The 22,199-nt window shown below is 35.5% G+C and carries 21 protein-coding genes; 16 read left to right on the top strand and 5 right to left on the bottom strand.

Annotated elements, in window-relative coordinates:
• The first annotated feature begins 26 nt into the window (after positions 1-26).
• Positions 27-1,382 (top strand): phosphoglucosamine mutase, encoded by a 1,356-nt coding sequence (gene glmM, locus HZY91_RS06740; RefSeq protein WP_197115507.1) that lies wholly within the window; start codon positions 27-29, stop codon positions 1,380-1,382.
• A gap of 61 nt (positions 1,383-1,443) precedes the next feature.
• Here glmM and HZY91_RS06735 read toward each other — a convergent pair whose 3' ends face one another.
• The 3 genes from HZY91_RS06735 to HZY91_RS06725 all read right to left on the bottom strand — a co-directional run bounded on the left by HZY91_RS06735 (position 1,444) and on the right by HZY91_RS06725 (position 3,550).
• The gene (locus tag HZY91_RS06735) at positions 1,444-2,265 is read right to left on the bottom strand and encodes a helix-turn-helix domain-containing protein (protein ID WP_197115506.1); all 822 of its coding nucleotides are present in this window, start codon (positions 2,263-2,265) and stop codon (positions 1,444-1,446) included.
• Between the two features lie 194 nt (positions 2,266-2,459).
• A complete protein-coding gene (locus HZY91_RS06730; protein WP_197115505.1) occupies positions 2,460-2,834 on the bottom strand; it encodes an ArsR/SmtB family transcription factor in 375 nt (124 codons plus the stop codon).
• Between the two features lie 35 nt (positions 2,835-2,869).
• Positions 2,870-3,550, bottom strand: coding sequence for a hypothetical protein (locus tag HZY91_RS06725; protein ID WP_197115504.1), 681 nt, complete (start codon positions 3,548-3,550; stop codon positions 2,870-2,872).
• A gap of 182 nt (positions 3,551-3,732) precedes the next feature.
• Between HZY91_RS06725 and HZY91_RS06720 the strand changes: the two genes are divergently transcribed.
• A complete protein-coding gene (locus HZY91_RS06720; RefSeq protein ID WP_197115503.1) occupies positions 3,733-4,437 on the top strand; it encodes a glucosamine-6-phosphate deaminase in 705 nt (234 codons plus the stop codon).
• 42 nt (positions 4,438-4,479) lie between these two features.
• Here the strand turns inward: HZY91_RS06720 and HZY91_RS06715 are convergent, their stop codons facing one another.
• Positions 4,480-5,340: a VOC family protein gene (locus HZY91_RS06715; protein ID WP_197115502.1), complete on the bottom strand. Its 861-nt coding sequence runs from the start codon at positions 5,338-5,340 to the stop codon at positions 4,480-4,482.
• Positions 5,341-5,505: 165 nt separating this feature from the next.
• Between HZY91_RS06715 and HZY91_RS06710 the strand changes: the two genes are divergently transcribed.
• The 8 genes from HZY91_RS06710 (at position 5,506) to HZY91_RS06675 (ending at position 13,333) form a co-directional block, all read left to right on the top strand.
• Complete coding sequence (locus HZY91_RS06710) at positions 5,506-6,066, top strand: LemA family protein (RefSeq protein ID WP_197115501.1); 561 nt, start codon at positions 5,506-5,508, stop codon at positions 6,064-6,066.
• An 88-nt stretch (positions 6,067-6,154) separates the two neighbouring features.
• Positions 6,155-6,937, top strand: a complete 783-nt coding sequence (locus HZY91_RS06705) for a hypothetical protein (protein ID WP_197115500.1) — start codon at positions 6,155-6,157, stop codon at positions 6,935-6,937.
• The gene (locus tag HZY91_RS06700) at positions 6,937-8,022 is read left to right on the top strand and encodes a D-alanine--D-alanine ligase (RefSeq protein WP_197115499.1); all 1,086 of its coding nucleotides are present in this window, start codon (positions 6,937-6,939) and stop codon (positions 8,020-8,022) included. Before HZY91_RS06705 ends, HZY91_RS06700 begins: the two co-directional genes overlap by 1 nt.
• A gap of 19 nt (positions 8,023-8,041) precedes the next feature.
• Positions 8,042-9,448: a UDP-N-acetylmuramoyl-tripeptide--D-alanyl-D-alanine ligase gene (locus HZY91_RS06695; protein ID WP_197115498.1), complete on the top strand. Its 1,407-nt coding sequence runs from the start codon at positions 8,042-8,044 to the stop codon at positions 9,446-9,448.
• 134 nt (positions 9,449-9,582) lie between these two features.
• A complete protein-coding gene (cshA, locus tag HZY91_RS06690) occupies positions 9,583-11,058 on the top strand; it encodes a degradosome RNA helicase CshA (RefSeq protein WP_197115497.1) in 1,476 nt (491 codons plus the stop codon).
• A gap of 18 nt (positions 11,059-11,076) precedes the next feature.
• Positions 11,077-11,469, top strand: a complete 393-nt coding sequence (gene acpS, locus HZY91_RS06685; RefSeq protein ID WP_197115496.1) for a holo-ACP synthase — start codon at positions 11,077-11,079, stop codon at positions 11,467-11,469.
• A 17-nt stretch (positions 11,470-11,486) separates the two neighbouring features.
• Entirely contained in the window at positions 11,487-12,683 is a 1,197-nt protein-coding gene (gene alr / locus HZY91_RS06680) for an alanine racemase (protein WP_197115495.1), read from the top strand.
• Positions 12,684-12,694: 11 nt separating this feature from the next.
• Positions 12,695-13,333: an MBL fold metallo-hydrolase gene (locus tag HZY91_RS06675; RefSeq protein WP_197115494.1), complete on the top strand. Its 639-nt coding sequence runs from the start codon at positions 12,695-12,697 to the stop codon at positions 13,331-13,333.
• A gap of 47 nt (positions 13,334-13,380) precedes the next feature.
• On the opposite strand, the gene cbpA is transcribed toward HZY91_RS06675, so the two are convergent.
• Positions 13,381-14,013 (bottom strand): cyclic di-AMP binding protein CbpA, encoded by a 633-nt coding sequence (gene cbpA, locus HZY91_RS06670; protein WP_197115493.1) that lies wholly within the window; start codon positions 14,011-14,013, stop codon positions 13,381-13,383.
• 239 nt (positions 14,014-14,252) lie between these two features.
• On the opposite strand from cbpA, the gene HZY91_RS06665 reads away from it, so the two are divergent.
• From HZY91_RS06665 to HZY91_RS06640, 6 genes are all read left to right on the top strand, one after another.
• On the top strand, positions 14,253-15,644 hold the full coding sequence (locus HZY91_RS06665) for a hemolysin family protein (RefSeq protein WP_197115530.1): 1,392 nt from the start codon (positions 14,253-14,255) through the stop codon (positions 15,642-15,644).
• Between the two features lie 86 nt (positions 15,645-15,730).
• Positions 15,731-16,426: an O-methyltransferase gene (locus HZY91_RS06660; RefSeq protein WP_197115492.1), complete on the top strand. Its 696-nt coding sequence runs from the start codon at positions 15,731-15,733 to the stop codon at positions 16,424-16,426.
• A gap of 109 nt (positions 16,427-16,535) precedes the next feature.
• Positions 16,536-17,927 carry a L,D-transpeptidase family protein gene (locus tag HZY91_RS06655; RefSeq protein WP_197115491.1) on the top strand — a complete coding sequence of 464 codons (1,392 nt, stop codon included), beginning with the start codon at positions 16,536-16,538 and terminating at the stop codon, positions 17,925-17,927.
• Positions 17,928-18,133: 206 nt separating this feature from the next.
• Positions 18,134-18,841, top strand: a complete 708-nt coding sequence (yycF, locus tag HZY91_RS06650; protein ID WP_197115490.1) for a response regulator YycF — start codon at positions 18,134-18,136, stop codon at positions 18,839-18,841.
• Between the two features lie 10 nt (positions 18,842-18,851).
• Positions 18,852-20,705 carry an ATP-binding protein gene (locus tag HZY91_RS06645; RefSeq protein ID WP_197115489.1) on the top strand — a complete coding sequence of 618 codons (1,854 nt, stop codon included), beginning with the start codon at positions 18,852-18,854 and terminating at the stop codon, positions 20,703-20,705.
• Complete coding sequence (locus HZY91_RS06640) at positions 20,705-22,189, top strand: hypothetical protein (protein ID WP_197115488.1); 1,485 nt, start codon at positions 20,705-20,707, stop codon at positions 22,187-22,189. The genes HZY91_RS06645 and HZY91_RS06640 overlap by 1 nt, the downstream gene beginning before the upstream one ends.
• Positions 22,190-22,199 lie beyond the last annotated feature (10 nt).

Genomic DNA, 22,199 nt, shown 5'->3' with positions numbered 1-22,199 from the left:
AAATTGATGAAGATAGGAGAAAATTCATGGGTAAATATTTTGGAACAGATGGAGTAAGAGGAATCGCAAATCAAGAGCTAACACCAGAGCTAGCATTTAAATTAGGACGTTATGGTGGGCATGTTTTAAGAGAGCATGCAGGAGATGTGGAATCTCCTCGAGTACTTATTGCGCGGGATACCCGTATTTCAGGTGAGATGTTAGAGGCTGCTTTAACAGCTGGTCTTTTATCAGTAGGAATTGAAGTGATGCAGTTAGGGATTGTTCCTACACCAGCTGTTGCTTATTTAACGAGAACCCAAAATGCAGTTGCTGGTGTCATGATTTCAGCTTCACATAATCCGGTTGCAGATAATGGTATCAAGTTTTTTGGAGCAGACGGATTTAAACTTTCTGATGAACAAGAAGAAGAAATTGAGCTTCTTTTGGAGCAATCTGAAGACAAATTAGAGCGCCCAAGCGCAGAAGGCTTGGGGACAATTGATGAGTTTCATGAAGGAACGATTAAATATTTAAATTTCTTGCAAACTACAGTATCAGTAGATCTGTCTGGGATGCGAGTGGCGATTGATGCAGCAAATGGTGCGACTTCTCCGTTGATCAATCAATTATTTGCTGATATGGAGACGGAGTTTTTCACTATGGGAGATCGACCAAATGGTTTGAATATTAATGAAGGAGTGGGCTCTACTCATCCACAAGCCTTACAAGCTTTTGTTCAGGAAAAAGAGGTAGATTTAGGTTTAGCCTTTGACGGAGATGGAGATCGCTTGATTGCCGTTGATGAAAAGGGTGAGCTTGTTGATGGAGATAAAATTATGTTTATCTGTGGTAAACACCTGAAACAAAAAGGACGTTTAAATGATAATACGATTGTTTCGACTGTTATGAGTAATATTGGATTCCATCAAGCTGTTGAAGCGAATGATATGGTTGCATTAAAAACAAAGGTAGGGGACCGCTATGTAGTAGAAGAGATGCGTAGAGGAGGCTATACTTTAGGTGGAGAACAATCTGGACATATTATATTTTTAAATCTTAATACGACAGGAGACGGATTGTTGTCGGCTGTTCAGCTAATGGCAGTGATGAAAGAAACTGGTAAAAGCCTATCTGAATTGGCAGATGAGGTGAAAATTTATCCACAAAAGTTAGTAAATGTTAAAGTACGAGATAAACATACTGTGATGGATGAACCAGAAGTGGTAAAAGTGATCGAACAAGTTGAGGAAGAAATGCAAGGAAAAGGTAGAATTTTGGTTCGCCCTAGTGGAACCGAGCCTTTATTAAGAGTGATGGCAGAGGCTCCGACAGATGAATTGGTTGACCAGTATGTAGAGCGTATTGCAGATGTTATTCGCCAAGTACGAGGAATTGAATAGATGATTCGATAAAAGAGCATCCTAAAAAACCCCCAACTAGGAAAACTAGTTGGGGGTTTTTTTAGAATTCAATATGATTTTGTTTTGAATACTGCTTACGGTAGACAGATGGGGTCATATGATTGATTTCTTTAAAGGTTTTTGAGAAGTGAGAGGGTGAATGAAACCCTACAACATCTGAAATTTTAGAGATCGTAATAGATGTCTGTGTGAGCAATTTTTCAGATTCTGATAATCTAACATGAATCAAATAGTCAATGGGTGAAAGCCCTGTTTGCTGTTTAAAGAGACGAATTAAGTAGTATTTATTAATATCTACCAGTTTAGATAATTCATCGAGCGTGATCTTTTTAGAAAAATTCTCACGAATATATTGTTTGATATCATCGATTTCTTTGTGACGAATTTGAATGCTTGAGTCTTTGATTGATAATTCATGATGACGCAGAACATGAACCATCACGCATTCGATTAGTTTACGTAGAATAAGTTCCGAGCCGCGAAATTGCTCTTGGAATTCTAATAAAGCTAAATCGAGGTAATGTTTAATGGTTTGTGTTTGATCTGAGATAATAAAAATATTATCCATTGATTCAATTTCTGTTGAAGATGTAAAGAGCACGCCAGATAAATCAATTTTAATCCATTCTATCTTTCTGACTGGAGAAATTTGAATAGTATGTTCTGGATTTAGAATTAATATATCGCGTTTCTTGATCTCTCCTTCTATACCATTATAAGTATAGTGAGCCGCTCCCTTATGAATATAAATCATGACTAAGTGTTCCTCAGAATCAATAGTTATATTTTGGGAGGTAGGGATTCTTTCTGCTTGAATCTTATCTAATTTTATTGAAGCAGAATTAATATTTGAAATATACATAGATTTTCCTCCTCATTAAAGGTACATTTGGAATTTATAATTATAATATTATAATACATCAAATATTGGGAAAATGTAACCTCTCTTTTAGATAAAAAAATTATAATTTTTACAAAAAATGGAAAAATTATCGGAAAATATTGATTAAAATAAAGATGAATAATAAAAGGTCACTCTTTTTGAGGACCTTTTTATTATTTTGGCAAACGTTTAGTTGGACAGGAAATGTTAAGACCATTGGCAATTTGAACCAGCTCTCCAATGATTTCATCACTCATTGAATATATAACATGTTTACCTTCTTTTTCTGAGTTAATAATGTGATGATTTTTTAAAGTGATTAAATGATGAGATGTTGTGGCAACTGAAGCTCCGATAAATTGAGAAATTTCATACACACAGAGTTTATCGTAGTTCATTAGTAATTCTACAATTTTAACACGATTTAAATCTCCGAGGATTTTAAAAATTGTCGCTTTTCGTTCTAAAATTTCTGGTTGGAAGAGTTGACGAATTTTATCGCGTTCAAGTTCAAGCTCTTGGTTGTCTAAACAGGCGTATTCTGACAACGGATTACCTCCTAATAAGTTATTTTATGAATTTTTTAATAAGAACTAAAGTTTTGATTGATATAGAGTAGGGAAGCCTCTAACCAATTGAATAAGTGTAGATCAACGATATTCAGTACATGATTATTTGTAAGAATAGTGAGCTGGCGTATGATAAAAGTGTAAAGGTAATACTGGTCTTCTATGAAATAGATTTGTTCTTGTATACCTGACACAATCGCTGATAACATATAATCGATTGGTAATTGATCACTTGTGATAGCCACTAGACTTCCTGGTTCGGAGGAATGAATAGTGGTATTGGTTGATTCGACATCAGGCTGAGTTGATGATGGTATACTAGTAGGATCTTCTGTGTGATCAGAAGTTGATTCTGAACTTGTTTCGCTTGTACTCGAATCAGAACTTGTTTCCGTTTGAGATTCGGAGGGTTGCTCTGAGCTACTTTCTACATTATCCTCCTCTGGATCAAAAGTTGAGGGGGGAGTAGGAGTTATGATAGGCCCATTATCAGTGGGAGCTTCATCCGGATTCTCTTGTGGAGGTTCGGTAGTGGATGAAAAAGATTGAAAAGATTTAGGTAACTGGGATGTATCACGTTGGCTAGCGTAAACCCTGTCAAAGAGGGATATTTTCATGGTTAGGTTCCCAATGACGATAATAGCGATTAAATTGACAAAAAGACGGAATATTTTATACTGTCTATATTTAATCATAGATTTCCTCCAATTTTTAAATTTATAGTAAGTTTAGCATGAAATTCAAATCAAGAGTGGATTGTTACCTGAATGTTGCTAAATTGTGAATTACGTCATAATAGTAAGAAATTCTTTGGTGTCTATTGATTTAATGGTACAATAATAACCATAAATTTCATGGAACTAAAGGAGGAAATAGGTTGAATATCAAAATTTTTAAGAACAGTGATGAAGCTTCTCAGGCTGTCTTTGAGCTATATAAGAACAAAAAAGAAGAAGGAGCAACAGTCTTTGGTTTGGCGACTGGATCGACACCGGAAAAGTTATATCAATTAATGAGTGATTCGGATCTTGATTTTAGTGAGAGTACGTCAATTAATTTAGATGAATATGTTGGGTTAGGAAGTGAACATCCCCAGAGTTATGCTTATTTTATGAATCAGCATTTATTCCGTCATAAACCTTTTAAAGAATCTCATCTTCCCAATGGCTTGGCTAAAGATTTAGATCAAGAAACTAGGCGTTATGATGAAGTTATTGCAAATAATCCGATTGATCTCCAGTTACTTGGACTCGGTTCTAATGGACATATAGGATTTAATGAGCCTGGATCAAGCTTCGATTCTCAAACGCAACATGTTCAATTAACAGAATCTACAATTTCAGATAATCAACGATTTTTTAGTTCTGAAGAAGAGGTTCCTAAAGAAGCAATAAGTATGGGAATTGCATCGATACTGAGTGCTAAAGAAATAGTTATAATGGCGTTTGGTTTGAATAAGGCTAAAGCGGTAAAAGAGATGATTCAAGGGCCAATGACAGAAGCCATCCCTGCAAGTGCGTTACAACAACATCGTAAAGTGCATGTGTTTTTAGATGAGAAAGCGGCTAGCTTGCTTGATTAAAGTAAAGACCCAAAGAGTTTCTGACTCTATGGGTCTTTATTGTTAGCTTTTCTTTTCTATAATGACTGTGAGACCTGAATTGTCTTCAAATGTTAAAGTATTATCGCCTTCCTTATATTCCACATCAAATTCCTTTAGTTTAGTTTGAATCGTTTGATAATCGATTTGATTGGCAGACCATACACTTGCACGGAGACCACAGGTATTAATGTTGGGTGCAGGTAAATTGTGTCCCTGCCAAATATTAATCCCTAGGTGGTGATGATAGTTGCTACTTGCAAGAAAGTAAGCTTGCTTTCCTAAAGGATATTTGAGACCGAGTCCGAGGATCTGACGATAAAAATTAAGGGTTTCATCAAGGTCGCTTACATGCAAATGTATGTGTCCCATAGTGGTACCGATTGGTAAGCCATCAAAGGTGGGATTAGCTCCTTCAAGAACATAGTCGATATCCATTGGTTCGGTCACTCCCACTATATGACCTGTCGCTCGGATGTCCCACTCTGTTTGCTTTTTATCGTAATATATTTCAATACCATTTCCTTCGGGATCTGCAAGATAAATTGCGTTAGAATAACCATGATTGGCAGCGCCTTGTAAAGGGATTTGCTTATCGATAAAGGATTGAAGAATAGTCCCTAATTCATTTTTGTTGGGTAGTAAGAATGCCATATGGTATAGACCTGTTGTACGTTCCTTTTTGTTGCTAGCATTTGGAAATAACTCAAGAAGAACTTTGTGATCAGGAGTTCCGAGTTTATAAAATCCTTTGCTTTTAGATATAAGTGTCAAGCCAATGGTATTTTGGTAAAAGTTAGCAAGCTTTTGACTGTTTAAAGCATTTATTTGGACGGCAGATGTAACGACTTGGGTTGTGGATTGTGTGATATCTTGTAATGTCATTTATTTTCCTCTTTTCACTCTATTCAAACATTCGTTGTAATGATATCAACAATCTCTATTTAAGTCAATACTAATTTTATGTAAAATTAGAAGTTTTAGGAATGTTCTTATTCACAGATAGTGTGTATTCACTTATAATAAAGGAAATAGAAAGGTTGTGACTATATGCAAATAGGTTTAATAATACTAATTATTATCGCGGTATTGATTTTATTTTGGGTAGGGATTTATAATAGTCTGGTTAAAGCTCGCAATGGGGTAGAAGGGGCTTTGAGTCAAATTGATGTACAGTTACAGAGAAGAAATGACTTAATACCTAATTTAGTAGAGACCGTTAAAGGTTATGCTCAACATGAAACTCAGACGCTTGAAGCCGTGGTTCAAGCGAGACAACAAATGGTAAATATTTCTGATAATGTTAGCCCAGAGAGGGTCAATGATCAATCTAATCATTTATCTTCAGTTTTATCAAGGCTTTTTGCTGTAGCTGAACAATATCCTGATTTAAAAGCAAATAGTAATTTTCAACAATTACAATCTTCACTTGAAGAAACAGAAGATAAAATTGCACTTTCGCGGCAATTGTATAATTCAAGTGTTCAAACCTATAATCAGAAAATTCAAATGGTTCCTAATAATTTTGTGGCTTCGCTACATGGTTTTCACGAAAAAGGATATTTAGAAGCTCCGAACGAATCAAAAGAAGTTCCTAAGGTAGAATTTTAATATGTAAGAATACTGCGAGAACAACTCTTTGCTAATTAGTGATAGAAAGCGTACAATAGAGTGAATGATTTTAGAAAGGAGGTAGAAAATGGGTCGTTTAAATTTATATGTACATTATGATTCAGTTACAAATCATTTTATGACTCGAGGAATCACAATGACAGTCAAAGATTTCTCTCAGCAGTACCTGCCTCAAAATATTATTTTGGCAAATGCTCCTGAAGAGTTTGGGCGCTTTGACGTTCAAACGGATTTTAAAATCTTACGCGGTCAAGGAGAAGTTTTCGATTATATTGATCTCTGTCATAAAGAACAGCGCCGGATGTCAAATTGGATTGATTTTGATAGTATTGAAATGATGCACCAACTGACCCCTTATGAGATTTCGGAGTTATTATATTTATTTCATGCTAATAAAGCATTAAGATCTCCCTTTTTTTATAAATTACAGAATAACTATGTTTATTTAACGATGCCCAATGGCTTGACTAAAACCTATTATCGTCATATGGTCCATTTCTACCCTCGCTTTCAAAGGTCTATTTCTGAACATATGGAAGAGATGTTAAATGAGAATGCTCATTGGTTGATGAGGCGAAAGCATAAGGTATCGCCGTTACCTTTAGAGATAGTTGAACGATTAAGTCCTTTGTTTATGAATGGGCTTAAAATCGACTTTAAGCAAGCATATGCTATTCACAATGATTGGTATCTTCCTTTATATATCATAGAGGATGAATTAACACACTTGACAAGAATGTTGCCTAAAGAGTTACAAATTGGAGAATTAATCTATCAAGAAAACTTGAGTAGCTGGAATCTTAAAAATAAAATTATCAGTTCTAAGGATGACATGGAGGAACAATTGTAATGAAAATTATCTTATTATATGGTGGACAGAGTGCTGAACATGATATTTCTATTATATCCGCTCATAATATCGCACAATCAATAATGTATAATTTATATACTGTTCAACCTGTATATATATCTAAGACTGGGCAGTGGATTAAGGGGCCTGAATTGAAACAACCAAGTTTTAGTGACCAGCAATTAATCTTAACTATTGCTGATCAAGCTGAATGGTCAGAAGGTAATCATCCTTCAAAAGGTGTAGCGATTCGTCCAGGGGATATTCAAGAAGAGGAGACCATTGTTTTTCCTGTTCTTCATGGTCCTAACGGAGAAGATGGAACAATTCAAGGCTTTTTAGAAGTTTTAAATATGCCATATGTAGGAGCAGGGATTACTGCTTCAGCAAATGGAATGGATAAAATTATTTCTAAGGCTCTTTTTACTCAAATGGGTATCCCACAAGTACCTTATGTATCTTTTAATGATATTGAATGGCAGAAGCAACAAGAAGAATTGATACAAAAAGCAGAGGGAACTCTTCTATATCCACTGTTTGTTAAGCCTGCTAATATGGGGTCCAGTGTAGGAATTAGTAAGGTTCAAGACAAGGAGTCTTTAATTCAAGCAGTTGAAGAAGCGCTTCATTATGATCGCAGAATTGTTGTGGAACAAGGGATTCAAGCAGAAGAATGTGAAGTGGCGGTTTTAGGAAATGATGATATCCATGTTTCATGTGTGGGTCATTTAATTAAGAAGCAAGATTTTTATGATTATTCTGAAAAGTATGTTAATAACACAGTAGAAATGGAAATACCGGCTCAATTACCAGATAACATCACTCAAACAATTCAAGATTATGCAAGAAAAGCATATTTAGCAATTGATGGGGCGGGATTGTCGAGAGTCGATTTCTTTGTAACGGCTAGTCAAGATATTTATATTAATGAGATCAATACGATGCCAGGTTTTACCCAGTATAGTATGTACCCAAGTCTTTGGCAAGCTACGGGATTAGAATTTCGAGATTTAGTAGAAGAACTTTTGCAACTAGCTCTTCGTCGCTATGAGTCAAGAACTTCCCAATCACAAAGTCAGGAATAGGAAAGGGAAAGCACTGTATATGAAAAAGTTAAGTATTGAAACAATCGTTTGTCAACTCGATCATGTAGAAGCTTCAATAAATAGCCAACGGGATCCATTCATTGAAAGTGTTGAATTTGATTCCCGTAAAGTACAACCAGGGGCACTTTTTGTTCCTTTAGTAGGGGGAGCGACTGATGGACATTCATATATTAATCAAGCAATAGAGCAAGGTGCCAGTGCAACATTATGGTCGGATGAGAAAGAAGCGGCACCTACTGATTTGATACATGTTATTTTTGTAGAAGATACTTTAAAAGCTTTACATGAATTAGCAAATTATTATCGTCATCTCATTAATCCGATTGTAATTGGAATAACAGGCAGTAACGGTAAAACTACTGCAAAAGATATGACAGCTATGAGTCTTACTTCGAAATATGTTGTACACAAAACACAAGGGAATTTCAATAATGAAATTGGGATGCCGTATACGATTTTGAAGATGCCAGAAAATACAGAGGTTTGTGTGTTAGAAATGGGAATGAGTAACTTTGGAGAAATACACGAATTAAGTAGTATAGCGGAACCGGATATTGCGGTTATAACCCTTATAGGAGAAAGTCATCTAGAATTTTTGGGAAACCGTGCCGGGATTGCTAAAGCAAAGCTAGAAATTATAGATGGAATGAGAGAGCATGGAAAGTTCCTATACCCAGGTGACGAACCATTAATAGAGGATGAATTAGAGACAAAGGATCGAGCGTTTGAAAAGTATCGTTTTGGGTATGATAGTAGTTATGAATATTATGCTTATGATATTTATGAAGAATTTAATAAGACTTTTTTTAGAACAAACATTGATGAGAATGTATTATGTACAATTCCCATTATAGGAGCATATAATGTGAGCAATGCTCTCATAGCGTTAAGTATTGCAACTATGTTAGAAGTGCCAACAGAACAAGCAATTTTTCAATTATCAAAGTTTGAGCTGACGGCTAATCGTGTACAGTGGTTAGAAACTAAAAATGGGGCTAGGTTACTTAATGATGCTTATAATGCAAGTCCTACGTCTATGAGAGCGATCCTAAATACCTTAGCTCATGTTGAAATGGAGGGCGCTGGACGCAAAATTGCCGTTTTGGGAGATATTCGTGAATTAGGACCTAATAGTGAAGAATATCATCGCGATTTAAAAGATTCACTGGACGTAGAGGGTCTAGATAAGGTATACTTGTTTGGCGACCAGATGGCTTATTTATATGATGAACTGCAACAAAAATTTGCTCCGGAACAGTTATTTTATGAAAAAGCGAACCATCAACGTTTAATTGATGTTCTTCAACGAGAGACAGGAAACGATGATGTCATCCTAGTTAAATCAAGCTTTGGTGTTGATTTACTAAAAGTTGTGACGGCATTAACCGGTATTACAACACGATAATCAAGCCTTCGTAAAGGTGTTTTATTTAGCGAAAGCTTCATAAATATAGATGTTAGTGGGACTGGGCCGTACTGCCTAGTCCCATTTATAATGTATAGCGCAATTGAATATAGATAAAGAAAAGGAAGAATTATTTGAAATTTACAGAATTAGATTTAAAACAAGAAATTTTAAGCCCCTTAGATGAATTAGGTTTTGAGGAACCTACACCGATTCAGCAGCAAGCAATTCCAGTTGCTTTAGAGGGTCGAGACCTGATTGGACAGGCTCAAACCGGAACAGGGAAGACAGCTGCTTTTGGATTGCCACTACTTAATAAATTAAATAGTAAACAATCATCCGTTCAAGGATTAGTAGTGGCTCCTACTCGAGAACTTGCTATTCAAGTACAAGAAGAGCTATATCGCTTAGGAAAAGGGGTAAGAGCTAAAGTATATGTTGTATATGGAGGCACTCCTATTGGAAAACAAATAGAAAGAATTAAGCGAAATCAACCACAAATAATTGTGGGGACACCAGGTCGCATTTTAGACTTAATTAACCGTAAAGTACTCAAGCTAAATGATGTAACAACTTTAGTCTTGGATGAAGCCGACGAGATGTTAAATATGGGCTTTATTGAAGATATTAAATCTATAGTATCGGCAACCCCGACATCTAGGCAAACGTTGCTTTTTTCTGCAACGATGCCAGCAGCTATTCGCTCTTTAGCGGATCAGTTTTTAAAAGAGCCTGCTCATGTTAAAATAGAGGCTAAACAAATGACTGCTGATCTCATTGAACAATACTATACAAAGTGTCGGGATGATGAGAAGTTTGATATTTTAACACGATTTATTGATGTTCAAATGCCAAAACAAGCTATTATTTTCTGTCGCACTAAAAAAAGAGTGGATGAAGTCGGAAGAGGCTTAAACCTGCGAGGTTATAATGCAGAAGTTATTCATGGTGACATTACACAGCAGAAACGTTCTAGTGTCATCAATCTATTCCGAAAAGGCGAGGTAGAATTATTAGTTGCTACTGATGTTGCTGCCCGAGGCTTAGATATTTCAGGAGTTACTCATGTCTATAATTATGACATTACCCAAGATCCAGAATCTTATGTTCATCGTATAGGTAGAACTGGACGAGCGGGGAATGAAGGATTATCCTTAACCTTTGTGGTTCACAATGAAATGAGTTATTTGCGTACAATTGAAAACCTAATTGGTAAGCAAATGTTGCCTATGAAACCACCCACTCTTCAAGAGGCACAGCAAGGTCAAGTGCAACAGATCATTGACCAGACGAATCAATTGTTAGCAGAGGGTCAGGTGACTGAATATTATAATACTGCTAAAATCCTATTGACACATTATGAAGCTAATGAATTAGTAGCAGCTTTATTGGGGCAATTAATTGTAGAAACTAATCAAGCTGAAGTTTCTATCTCACCTCAAAAACCTTTACCAAATGCTGATCGTAAGAAACGTAGTAACAGCAAATATCGGGACAAGCGTAATGCCAAAGGTGGAAGAAGTAATTACTCTAAAAATGATAAGAGAAAATCAGGAATATCAAATCAGAAAAGTAACAAAAACTTTAAAGTGAAAAAACGTCATTCATAAAAGAGCAAGGAGAAATTTATGGAGATAGGAACCGATATTGTTGAAATTAAGCGGATCGAACAGGCTTATGTTAAGCACTCGCAATTTGCAAAACGAATTCTAGCTCCAAAAGAATTATTGCTGTTTGAACGATTACAAGGCAGTCGACGTTTTAGTTTTTTAGCAGGTAGATTTTCTGCTAAAGAAGCATACTCAAAGGCAATTGGATGTGGAATCGGTAGGTTGAAATTTACAGATATAGAAATCTTATCAGACAATCAAGGGAAGCCCTATCTTTCTTCCGGACCATTGGCTGAGTCTGTAAAAGTGTCAATTAGTCATAGTCGAGATTTTGCAATTTCTATGGTTCTTATTGACTTAGATTCTGTCATAATTGAAAAAAAACTTCAGCAGTTCTTATTAAGTAAATAGAAATTGGGGTATGGATTATGAATTTTGCTAGTGAACATCGTCCGACACAGGCGATTATTAATTTGAGTGCTATTTCGCATAATATAAAAGAATTCCGTGGCCTTATCACAGTAGATCAGGAGATCTATGCTGTAGTAAAAGCGGATGGATATGGTCATGGAGCAGTTCCAGTTGCGAAAGCTGCTTTAGAGGCCGGAGCTACTGGTTTATGTGTGGCAACAGTTGATGAAGCGATCGAACTTAGACAAGCAGGGCTGATCCAAGTGCCTATTTTAGTCCTTGGTTTGACTTCACCATATGGAATTGCAGAAATTCTTCATTATAATATCACCATAACAGTGAGTAATATTGATTTTTTCGTGAAAGCTTATGAGCAGTTAGAACATTCTGAACAAACGGAATTATTGAATCTTTATCAATTAAAATTTCATTTGAAATTGGATACGGGTATGTCTAGAATTGGTTTACAATCGAAAACAGATATACGGACATTTTATGAACAGATTAAAGGATTTACTTGGGCTGTCTGGGAAGGGGTTTTTACTCACTTTGCTACAGCAGGAGGAGGACCGAGTACATATATACAACAGCAATGGGAACGGTGGGAATTTCTTTTGGAAGAAGTTCCTGAATCTGTTAAAATTCGCCATTTTGCTAATTCGGCTATGGCGATGTACCCAAACTATAATCAAAAATCAGATATTATACGTTTGGGGATTGCTATGTATGGGTTGCACCCTAAAGATTTGGTTATAAAACAAGAAACGTATTGTGACGAAGAATTTGAACATAACGCAACATTTGATCAGATGTTAGCCTTAGATTTACAGCCTGCCTTACAACTCGTTTCCGAATTAGTTTACGTAAAAAAAGTACCGTCTGGAACGTCAGTGTCGTATGGAGCTACTTATACAAGTCAGGAAGAAGAATGGATTGGCACAGTGCCCATTGGCTATGCTGATGGTTGGCTGAGAGCGTACCATAGCGTTCCAGTTTTAGTTGAAGGCTATAAGTGTTCTGTGTTAGGTGTGATTAATATGGATCAGATGATGATTCGCTTACCAAAGGCTTTTCCAATTGGGACAGAAGTGACACTAATTGGAATGGATGGAGGGTTAAATAATCATGCTTCAAGCATTGCAAGGCAAGTAGACACTATTTCATATGAGATAGTGACCAGTATAGGGGCAAGAGTTCCGAGAATATATATTTAGGAGGGGCAAGAATGTTACAAGTTGCTTATAAAACGGTAGGTTTGTTAAGAGAAAACACCTATGTAGTGTATAACAATCACAATGATGCTTTGATATTTGATCCAGGAGCTCAAGCAGAGACTTTAATCCAGTGGATTGATGAGAAGCAGTGGCAACCTAAAGCAATTTTACTCACTCATGCTCATTATGACCATATTGGAGCTTTGGATGAATTACGTGATTATTATAAAATACCAGTATATATTCATTCGTTGGAGAAAGAATTTTTGTTAGATCCTCAGTTGAATTTATCGAAATTTAGTAATCGAGAAGTTATCCAAAGACCTGCTGAATACTATTGGGATAATGATAATATGGGGAATCATCAAATAGAGGGCTTTGATATGAAATTATTGCATACACCTGGGCATAGTCCGGGACATGTAACATATTTGTTTGAGGATGATCTTTTTATGATTTCTGGAGATGTTTTATTTAAAGGATCAGTGGGAAGAACTGATTTATTAAATGCCAATACCAATGATTTGAATCAAAGCCTCAAGGACAAAATATTAATTTTGTCTCCAACATTTAAAGTTTTCCCAGGGCATGGAGAACCAACAGAATTATCATATGAAATAGAGAATAATCTGTTTTTACAAGATTTATAGAAAAAGTCATGGATTAGGGTTTTCCCCTTTCCATGACTCGTTCTAGTTTAAAATTGCCAATATTGCACGTTATAATGTCTTTTTTCTAGATATTTAATGAGGGTTTGAAAAGTGAGAATATTTAAGTCTTTCGGTAATTGATAGACAACGGTTGACCGGTTATGGTAGACATTCCGATCGAGTGTCATACAGGATACAATATCAGTATATCGATTAATTAAACGACATAGCTGCATTAAATCTCCTTTTTTGCCTAAAGACTCAACCATTATAAGATAGCCAGCTTCATTCATTGCCCAAGATTGATTGAAGAAAGATAAAAGCGTTTGATGGCGTATTATCCCCATAAAAGCATTATCGGCATTTAGAACTGCCACGTAGGGGAGATCTTTTACTGCAAAGAATAAGTCAAGAATTGTGTCGGTAATACGAACTACTTTGGTGGTGTTTTTAAGAAAACGTGTGACGAGGATTTGCTTTAAGTCTTCTTCAGGATGGTGAAAATGGTATTGGTAGATATGATATCGGTAAATATTGCCCCGATATATTGTCTTACTAGCATCTAAAACAGGAGCGCTTCGTAGACTGTTGTCTTCAAGAATTTGAACAGCTTCTAAGCAATTCATTGTCTGAGGAATGCTAATGATAGTATCTTTAGGGGCCATTAATTCATCAATCATATAAGAACTCCTATTCTTAATATCATCTATAGAAAGTTTATTAACAGACACTATCATACCATAGATTAAAAAAAACGAAAACCAGGCTCATTAATTTCTAATATAAAAAAAGCCATAACAAATAGAAAGTATTGCTTTTTTGGTCAAGTTTACCTATTATGAAAGTAATCAGAATTTTTACTTCAAGTTAGTTCAAGTATATACAAGCTCATGTATTTAAAGGAGAAATGAAAAAAATTATGGACTCCTCGGGGAATTCACTTATATTTCAGTTAATGATCATCATTATTTTAACGGGGATCAATGCTTTTTTTGCTGCAGCAGAAATAGCATTTGTTTCTATTAATCAATCAAAAATGCGAGCGATGGCAGAAGAAGAAGGAAATAAAAAAGCTGAGCGAGTACTTCGATTGATTGAAAACGCGGATGATTTCTTAGCAACTATCCAAGTTGCGATCACCCTTGCAGGATTCTTATCAAGTGCATCGGCTGCTACAAGTTTTGCAGAATATTTTAATCACTGGATACCTAATTTTCCTGGAGCAACGACCGTATCGATTGTTGTGGTGACAGTTATTTTATCTTATATTACTTTAGTTTTTGGAGAGCTATACCCTAAACAGGTGGCTTTACAAATGCCAGATCAAGTTGCTATGGCCACTAGTGGAGTTGTGGAAGGGATTCAAAGAATTTTTAAGCCTTTTGTACAACTTCTTTCTCTGTCAACGGGTCTTTTAAAGCGTATAACTCCGATCGATTTTAATGCGGATAATGAACAATTTACGCGGGAAGAAATGGTAGCCATTCTGAATCAAAGCCAGGCAGAAGGTGCAATTGATTTAGCTGAATATGCCATGCTAGAAGGGGTTCTTTCACTGGATTCAAAATTGGCACGTGAAGTAATGGTTCCTAGAACAGATACGCAAATGATTGATATTGAAGATGATTATGAAGAGATTTTATCTGAAATTTTATCAAGTCCCTATTCTCGATTACCTATCTACGAGGAAAGTAAGGATAATGTGATAGGGGTTCTACATGTTAAGTCTTTATTAAAAGCAGCACAAAAAAATGGGTTTGATAATGTTGATTTTATGGCGATAGCCAATGAACCATTGTTTGTTCCGTCTACTGCTTATATTGACGATCTTTTGGTAGAATTTCGTAGAGAAGAAACTCATATGGCTATTTTGCGAGATGAGTATGGTGGAGTGGAAGGGATTGTAACCCTTGAAGATTTGATTGAAGAAATTGTGGGCGATATTAATGATGAGTCAGATATTACCGCAACCGTAGTTCGAAAGATTGATGATGCTAATTATTATATTAATGGTGTCATTACTTTAGAAAAATATAATCATTATTTTGATGAGGATTTAGATTCTGAAGAGGTAGATACGATTGCTGGTTTAATGATTCAAGTGATTGGATATGTTCCAGATGATGAAGAGAGAATTTCTGTAAGAATGAATGATTATGTTCTGACAACAAGTAATGTTGAAAATGGTCGTATTCGGGGAATTCACGTTACACACGATCCTTCATATGCTATAGAGACAGAATTTAGTTTGCATGCTTTCTTAAATGAGAGTGATCGACGTGAAAGTGACTTTGAGCTCGATGACAATTAAACAATAAATGATGGAGAATCAGAAAGCACAATCTGAGCGAGATGAGTCTATCTCGTTCATTTTTTAATGAGAATTAGGAGGAAGCAATGCTAAATGAAATGATGCACCGTCCAATAGTAATTCCTAAAATTGTTGATTTTATGCGTCAAAAACAGAATGGATTTGAGAATGGACTAGGTGAATTAGAGGATTATGCTGTTAAGCAGGGAATTCCTATTATTCCGCATGAAACAGCAAAATTTATTGATTTTTTTTGCGCGACTACTCAACCTAAAAAAATATTAGAAATTGGAACAGCGGTTGGATTCTCTGCTAGTTTGATGGCCCAACATTTAAAAACAGAAGGGCATTTAACAACGATAGATCGTTATCCACTGATGTACGAACGAGCAAAAGAAAATTTTAAAAAATTAGGTTTAAGTGATCGGATTACGATGATAGAAGGGGATGCGGCTAGTGAGCTTCCCCAATTAAGTGGCTGCTTTGATTTGATATTTATGGACTCAGCTAAAGCGAAATATGTTGAATTTTTACCGGAGTGTATGAGATTATTATCGGTAGGCGGGGTTATCATTATTGACGATATCTTTCAAGCTGGAACAGTCTTAGATGACGAGGCTGATATACCTAAGCGAGTGCGTAAAATACATAGAAAGTTAAATGAACTTTTGGAGCTCGTTTTACCCGCTAAAAATCATCGTTCTTGTTTAGTTCCATTAGGAGATGGTCTGTTAATGATTCGGAAAGAGTCTGAGAATAATGATTTCTTGTCAAGTATATAGTGAATTTGTAGGAATAAAGTGTAATATTAGCTAAATATTAACAGAAATTTCACAAATAGATGTTAAAATACGTATTTGAATAGGATAGAATAATCTAAGAGGTGAAGGAATGAAAAAAGGAATAATCATCACCGTTATAACACTTGTACTTTTAGGGGTAGCGTATAGTGCGGGAATTGGTTTTTATGCAGAGAAGTTTCAAGCAAATACTACTTTTGGAGATGTAGATATTAGTAATCTAACTTTAGAAGAAGCCGAGAAAAAAATTGAAGAAGAAGTATTAGAGCGAAAAATTCTGCTAAAAGAAAATGGGAAAGAGTTAGGTGAAGTTTCAATTGCTGATTTAGGTGCTGTTATTGATGCAGATGAAGTGATAGAAAATTCATACTTATCACAAAATCCTAATAAATGGGTTACCGGTTATTTCTCTTCGACAGAATATAATAATGTGTTAGAAGAACATGTTCATCTAGACCCAGTAAGTGTTCAACAATCCTTAAATAACTTGGGGATTAGTAATGATGAACGAACTTCACCGACGGATGCTACTATTACATACTCAGAAGCTACTGGCTACCAAGTAGAAGAGGCAGAGGAAGGGACTCAACTCGATTTAGAAAGAGTTTCTCAGACCATTTTGAAAGCTATTCAAGATAATGAAACAACGGTTGAGTTGAACCAAGCATATGCGCAACCAACTGTCACCTCTAAAGATGAACGGATTGAGAAAGCCATGGATATGATAGAAGGCATTACAAACAAGGAAATCGTCTTAAAGATTGAGGATAAAGAGGTTCAAATACCTCAAGAGAAAATTTTGGAGTGGCTATATTTTGATCCAAGTAACAATGTCGTTTTTGATGAAGTTGCCATTGATGAGTATTTAACAGAATTAAATGAAAAACATGCAACTTACACTAAAGAACGTAAGTTTAAATCAACTTTACAAGGTGAAGTTACAGTTCAACCCGGAACACTTGGTTGGTCCATTGATCGTGAAACTGAAGTTCAAAATATTATCGCTGATCTATCTGGAAATAAAGATGTCAAACGTCAACCGGCTATTTCAGGGACGGGTTATAATTCAGACAGTAGTGACGATATAGGCTCTACCTATATTGAAGTCGATCTAACTAATCAAATGATGTATTACTACGAAGATGGAACACAATTATTTTCAGCAGAGATTGTATCGGGTATGGCTGATGCGGATCCGCCAACTCCAACAATACCAGGTGCCTATGCTATTTGGGATAAACAGAAAGACGCTACACTGGTAGGAGTTAACCAGCAACGTGGTAATGATTATCGCCAACCTGTTTCATACTGGATGCCATTTGATGATACCGGTCAAGGAATACACGATGCTAATTGGCAATCTAGTTTTGGAGGAGACGTATACATGTATGCGGGTTCTCAAGGCTGTATTAATACCCCTCCTGCCTTAATGTCAGAACTTTTTGAAATGGTTGAAGTCGGAACTCCAGTCATTGTATTCTAATTTATAGTCCCTTCCTGTTAACGAGGAGGGGCTTTTATTTTGGTCTCTTAGTCAAGAAATGATATGGAATACGTTTTGACTAATCTCAATTGATAGGTATAATAATAATAATGGTAGAAAAAATATAAAGAAGGTATTGTATTTTTTCGATAAAAAAGGTCTTATATAGATTGATTCTAGCTGAGATCGTATAAAGGAGTGACAGCATGAAACGTATTCTTGTTGTTGATGATGAAAAACCAATCTCAGACATAATTACTTTTAATTTAAAAAATGAAGGCTTTGAAGTAGATGCAGCCTTTGATGGAGAAGAAGCATTAGAGAAATTTGCTACCAATTCACCTGATTTAATTTTATTGGATTTAATGTTGCCAAAAATTGAAGGATTAGAGGTTTGCCGAGAAATTCGGAAAACAAGTTCTGTTCCGATTATTATGTTAACAGCTAAAGATTCTGAAATTGATAAAGTATTAGGTTTAGAATTAGGGGCGGACGATTATGTTACAAAACCTTTTTCAAATCGTGAATTAATTGCTCGCGTTAAAGCCAATTTGCGCCGCAATACAGTGAGGGAAGAAGAACAACAGCAAGCTGAATTATCGAATGATATTGAAGTAGGCGATTTAATTGTCCATCAGGATGCCTATATTGTTTCTAAACGTGGAGTAGAAATTGAGCTGACTCACCGAGAGTTTGAACTTTTGCATTATTTATCTAAACACATTGGGCAGGTGATGACTCGAGAACATCTTTTAGAAACGGTTTGGGGCTATGATTATTTTGGTGATGTTAGAACAGTCGATGTTACCATAAGGCGTTTACGGGAAAAAATTGAAGATACGCCTAGCCACCCTAGCTATATTATTACAAGGCGTGGAGTAGGTTACTTTTTAAAGAATCCAGAACAAGACTAGGAGTCGTTTTATGAAGCGTTCATTTTCCGCTTTTCAATCGATATATGTAAAAATCCCTTTACTATTTGTAGTGATTTTATTTATTGTTTTTCAGTTTATTAGTATTTATTTTCTAGATCAATTAGAGACACAGACTGTCACTTCAATGAAAGAACAAATTAATACTCAAGTTGATTTCCTTGCAAATAATGTGGTCTCAATCTTAGAAGATGAGCAACAAACTACAACCGACCGTAACCAGCGCCTATCCCAGGCGCTGGATTCTTTCAGTTCCACTTATCCAACAACGATAAAAATAGTAAATCCTCAAGATTATTTATTAGCTACTAGCAATTTAGCAGAGCGATCAGCTGTGGGAACTCGTACTAATGATGAGTTGATTAGGGATGTGCTGATTAATCGAAGACCAATTGAGGATGATCAATTTATTAGTTTACAACAACCTTATTATATATTAAAGCCTTTGTTTTCAAATACTAAAGATGAAAAAAAATTCCTTGGTGTAATCGCTCTTGAATCTGAAATGGAACATTTAAATGAACAAAGAGAAAAAATAACGAACTTATTTTTAAGAGCAATTGTAATGGCGATTATTGCGGGGTTTATTCTAGCTTTTGTATTATCACAAGGAATCACAACGCCGATTGAGAATATGAGGCAGCAAGCATTGCGCATTTCGGACGGAATATATGACTATCCTGCAGAAGTGTATGGTCATGATGAAATTGGAGAATTGGCTGTTACAATTAATGACTTAGCTTTTAAGGTGCGGGATGCTCAAGAATCGATCGAGTCAGAGAAACAAAGACTTGATGGTGTTCTTCGTCATATGACAGATGGTGTGATTGGGACAGATCAACGCGGGAATGTTTTGTTAGTCAATGATCGAGCCTTGTTGTTATTGGATATGAATCAAAATGAAGCCATTGGGCGACCGATCTTAACTTTGTTAGGAATTGACCAAGATTATCAGTTAGGGAATTTATTACGTGGAGATCACGAGGTCATGGTCCATAAAATGGTAGACGGGATTCCTTCTATATTGAAGTGTGAATTTTCGGTGATCAGAAGAGAAACAGGATTTGTTACGGGTCTTGTTTGTGTTCTTCAAGATGTAACCGAACAACAAAAAACGGATCAAGAGAGAAGAGATTTTGTCTCAAATGTTTCCCATGAGTTAAGGACACCTTTAACCAGCATTAAGTCTTATTCCGAAGCATTAATTGATGGGGCATGGAAAGATGAAAAAATTGCACCAGAGTTTTTGGAAGTGATTCAATCTGAAAGTAATCGTATGATTCGAATGATTGGAAATTTGTTGGATCTTTCAAAACTAGACGGTGGACAAATCCGTCCCAATTTTGAATATATTGATTTCAAGCGATTAGTTAACTATATACTTGATCGTATTGAGTTTACGCTTGAAAATGATGGAAATAAAGGTAAGTATAAAATTTTAAGGTTATTAACCAAAAAAGAAATATATGTTGAGATTGATCAAGATCGTATGACTCAAGTGATTGATAATTTAATGAATAATGCTATGAAATACTCACCAGACGGTAGCGAAATTGTTGTGACTTTAGCTGATTTTCAGGATCATGTCGTTTTTAGTGTGGAAGATCAAGGGCTGGGAATTAATCAGAAGGATATTCCTTTTCTTTTTGATCGCTTTTATCGAGTCGATAAAGCTCGATCTAGACAGCAAGGAGGGACAGGTTTAGGTTTAGCAATCTCTAAAGAAGTCATTGAACTACATGGCGGAAGAGTTTGGGTCGAAAGTGAAGAAAATGTCGGCTCTAAATTTAGCTTTTCATTACCGTACACAGAGTTTGAATTTGATGATGGGTGGGAGGAGTTGTGATGAAAAAACCTTCTTGGATTTCAGTATGTTTAGTGATTTTTATCTTATTGAATGTATTATTAACCTATTTTTTAATTGATACAAAGGCAATTTATGATTTGTATCAACGGATTGCTGTTAATGAAGAACTTAAGCCTCAAGTAGAAACCTCAATTATTGAGGATACTTATTTTCAAGCTGCTCAGCCAGAATTATCTGATATTATGAGCCCCCATCAAATTATGATTAGAGAAAAGGGACGATACTATTATGTTCACCAATCGAAAATAATGGCTGACATTCGTGATACTGTTGAGGAACCGATAATTGAATTAGATGGAAATCAACCCCAAATTAACCCTGTTGAATTAGGGGATATCATGAAAAAGGATCATTATCAATTTATTTATATAACAAAATTAGCTTTACCATTACTGTCTGATTTAATTCGAGATTCTTCTGAAGTTGAAACACAATTTCAGATTAATCGTATTATTATTCCCAAAGATGACTCTCGTAAGGTATATTTGGTAGATTCTATTAATAAGTCTTTTTTAGAAGCCCATTTAAATGATACAATTAATTTGTCAACTTTATCGGATTCATTTGATAAAGTTGCTCAAACTTGGATTGAAATGGATGAATATACCATTAATAGGGATACTGTTTATTTGCCTAAAACAGTATTAGCTTCTCCTAGCCAAGTTTATACTTTAGAGAAAGTTCCTGAAAATATTTTTATAGAACCGGTTTTCGAAGGAGAAGCATTCGATATCACTGAACCTGATGCTAATAATATACGCTCTTACCATACGTTTGTTTCTTCCTTGATGATTGATGATGATACCAATATGATGACAGTTTCTAAATCAGGATCTCAAAAAAATGTCCCTAGTCGGTCAGAATCTCAACTAGTCAGTCAATATCATCAAGTAACAGGTAGTCTTGAAATTGTTAAAGATTTTACCTATTGGAATATGGGCTTTCGTTTCTTTTCAGAACAAGGAAATATGATCACTTATCGGAGATATTTAGCGGGTATGCCTATTTTTGCTCATCCTGAATTACCTGATTATGGAGCGAATAAAGTTAGTTTAAAATATCAAGGCTCGCAAGCATCATTAGATAGATTGCAGATGTCGCTATTAATTTTAGGAACGCATGTTTCCGATCAATCGCAATCTCAAATAGTTGAATCTGGACAAGAGATACGTAAGATCTTAGAAGATAATCATTTGAAATTTTCTCAATTTAATCAAATTTTGTTAGGGTTTGAGTGGCAAAAAGAGATGGAAAATTTTAAAAAAGTAACACTAATACCTAAATGGTTTTTTGTGATTGGCAATGAGATCTATTCGATTGATCAGATCAAAGATGGAACAGTTTCTGAGAAGTACGCATCAGCGCTAGTGACTAAAGCAGGTAACGGAATAAATCTATTTGATGAAGAAATGTTATCGTTTCTTTGGGTTGACAATAGGCAAAAAAACAAAGCATTGATTTAGTTAGCTTTAG

Origin of the sequence: Facklamia lactis (assembly GCF_015863205.1) — a bacterium.
Classification (GTDB): Bacteria; Bacillota; Bacilli; order Lactobacillales; family Aerococcaceae; genus Facklamia; species Facklamia lactis.
This window is presented reverse-complemented; position numbering and strand designations above follow the sequence as displayed.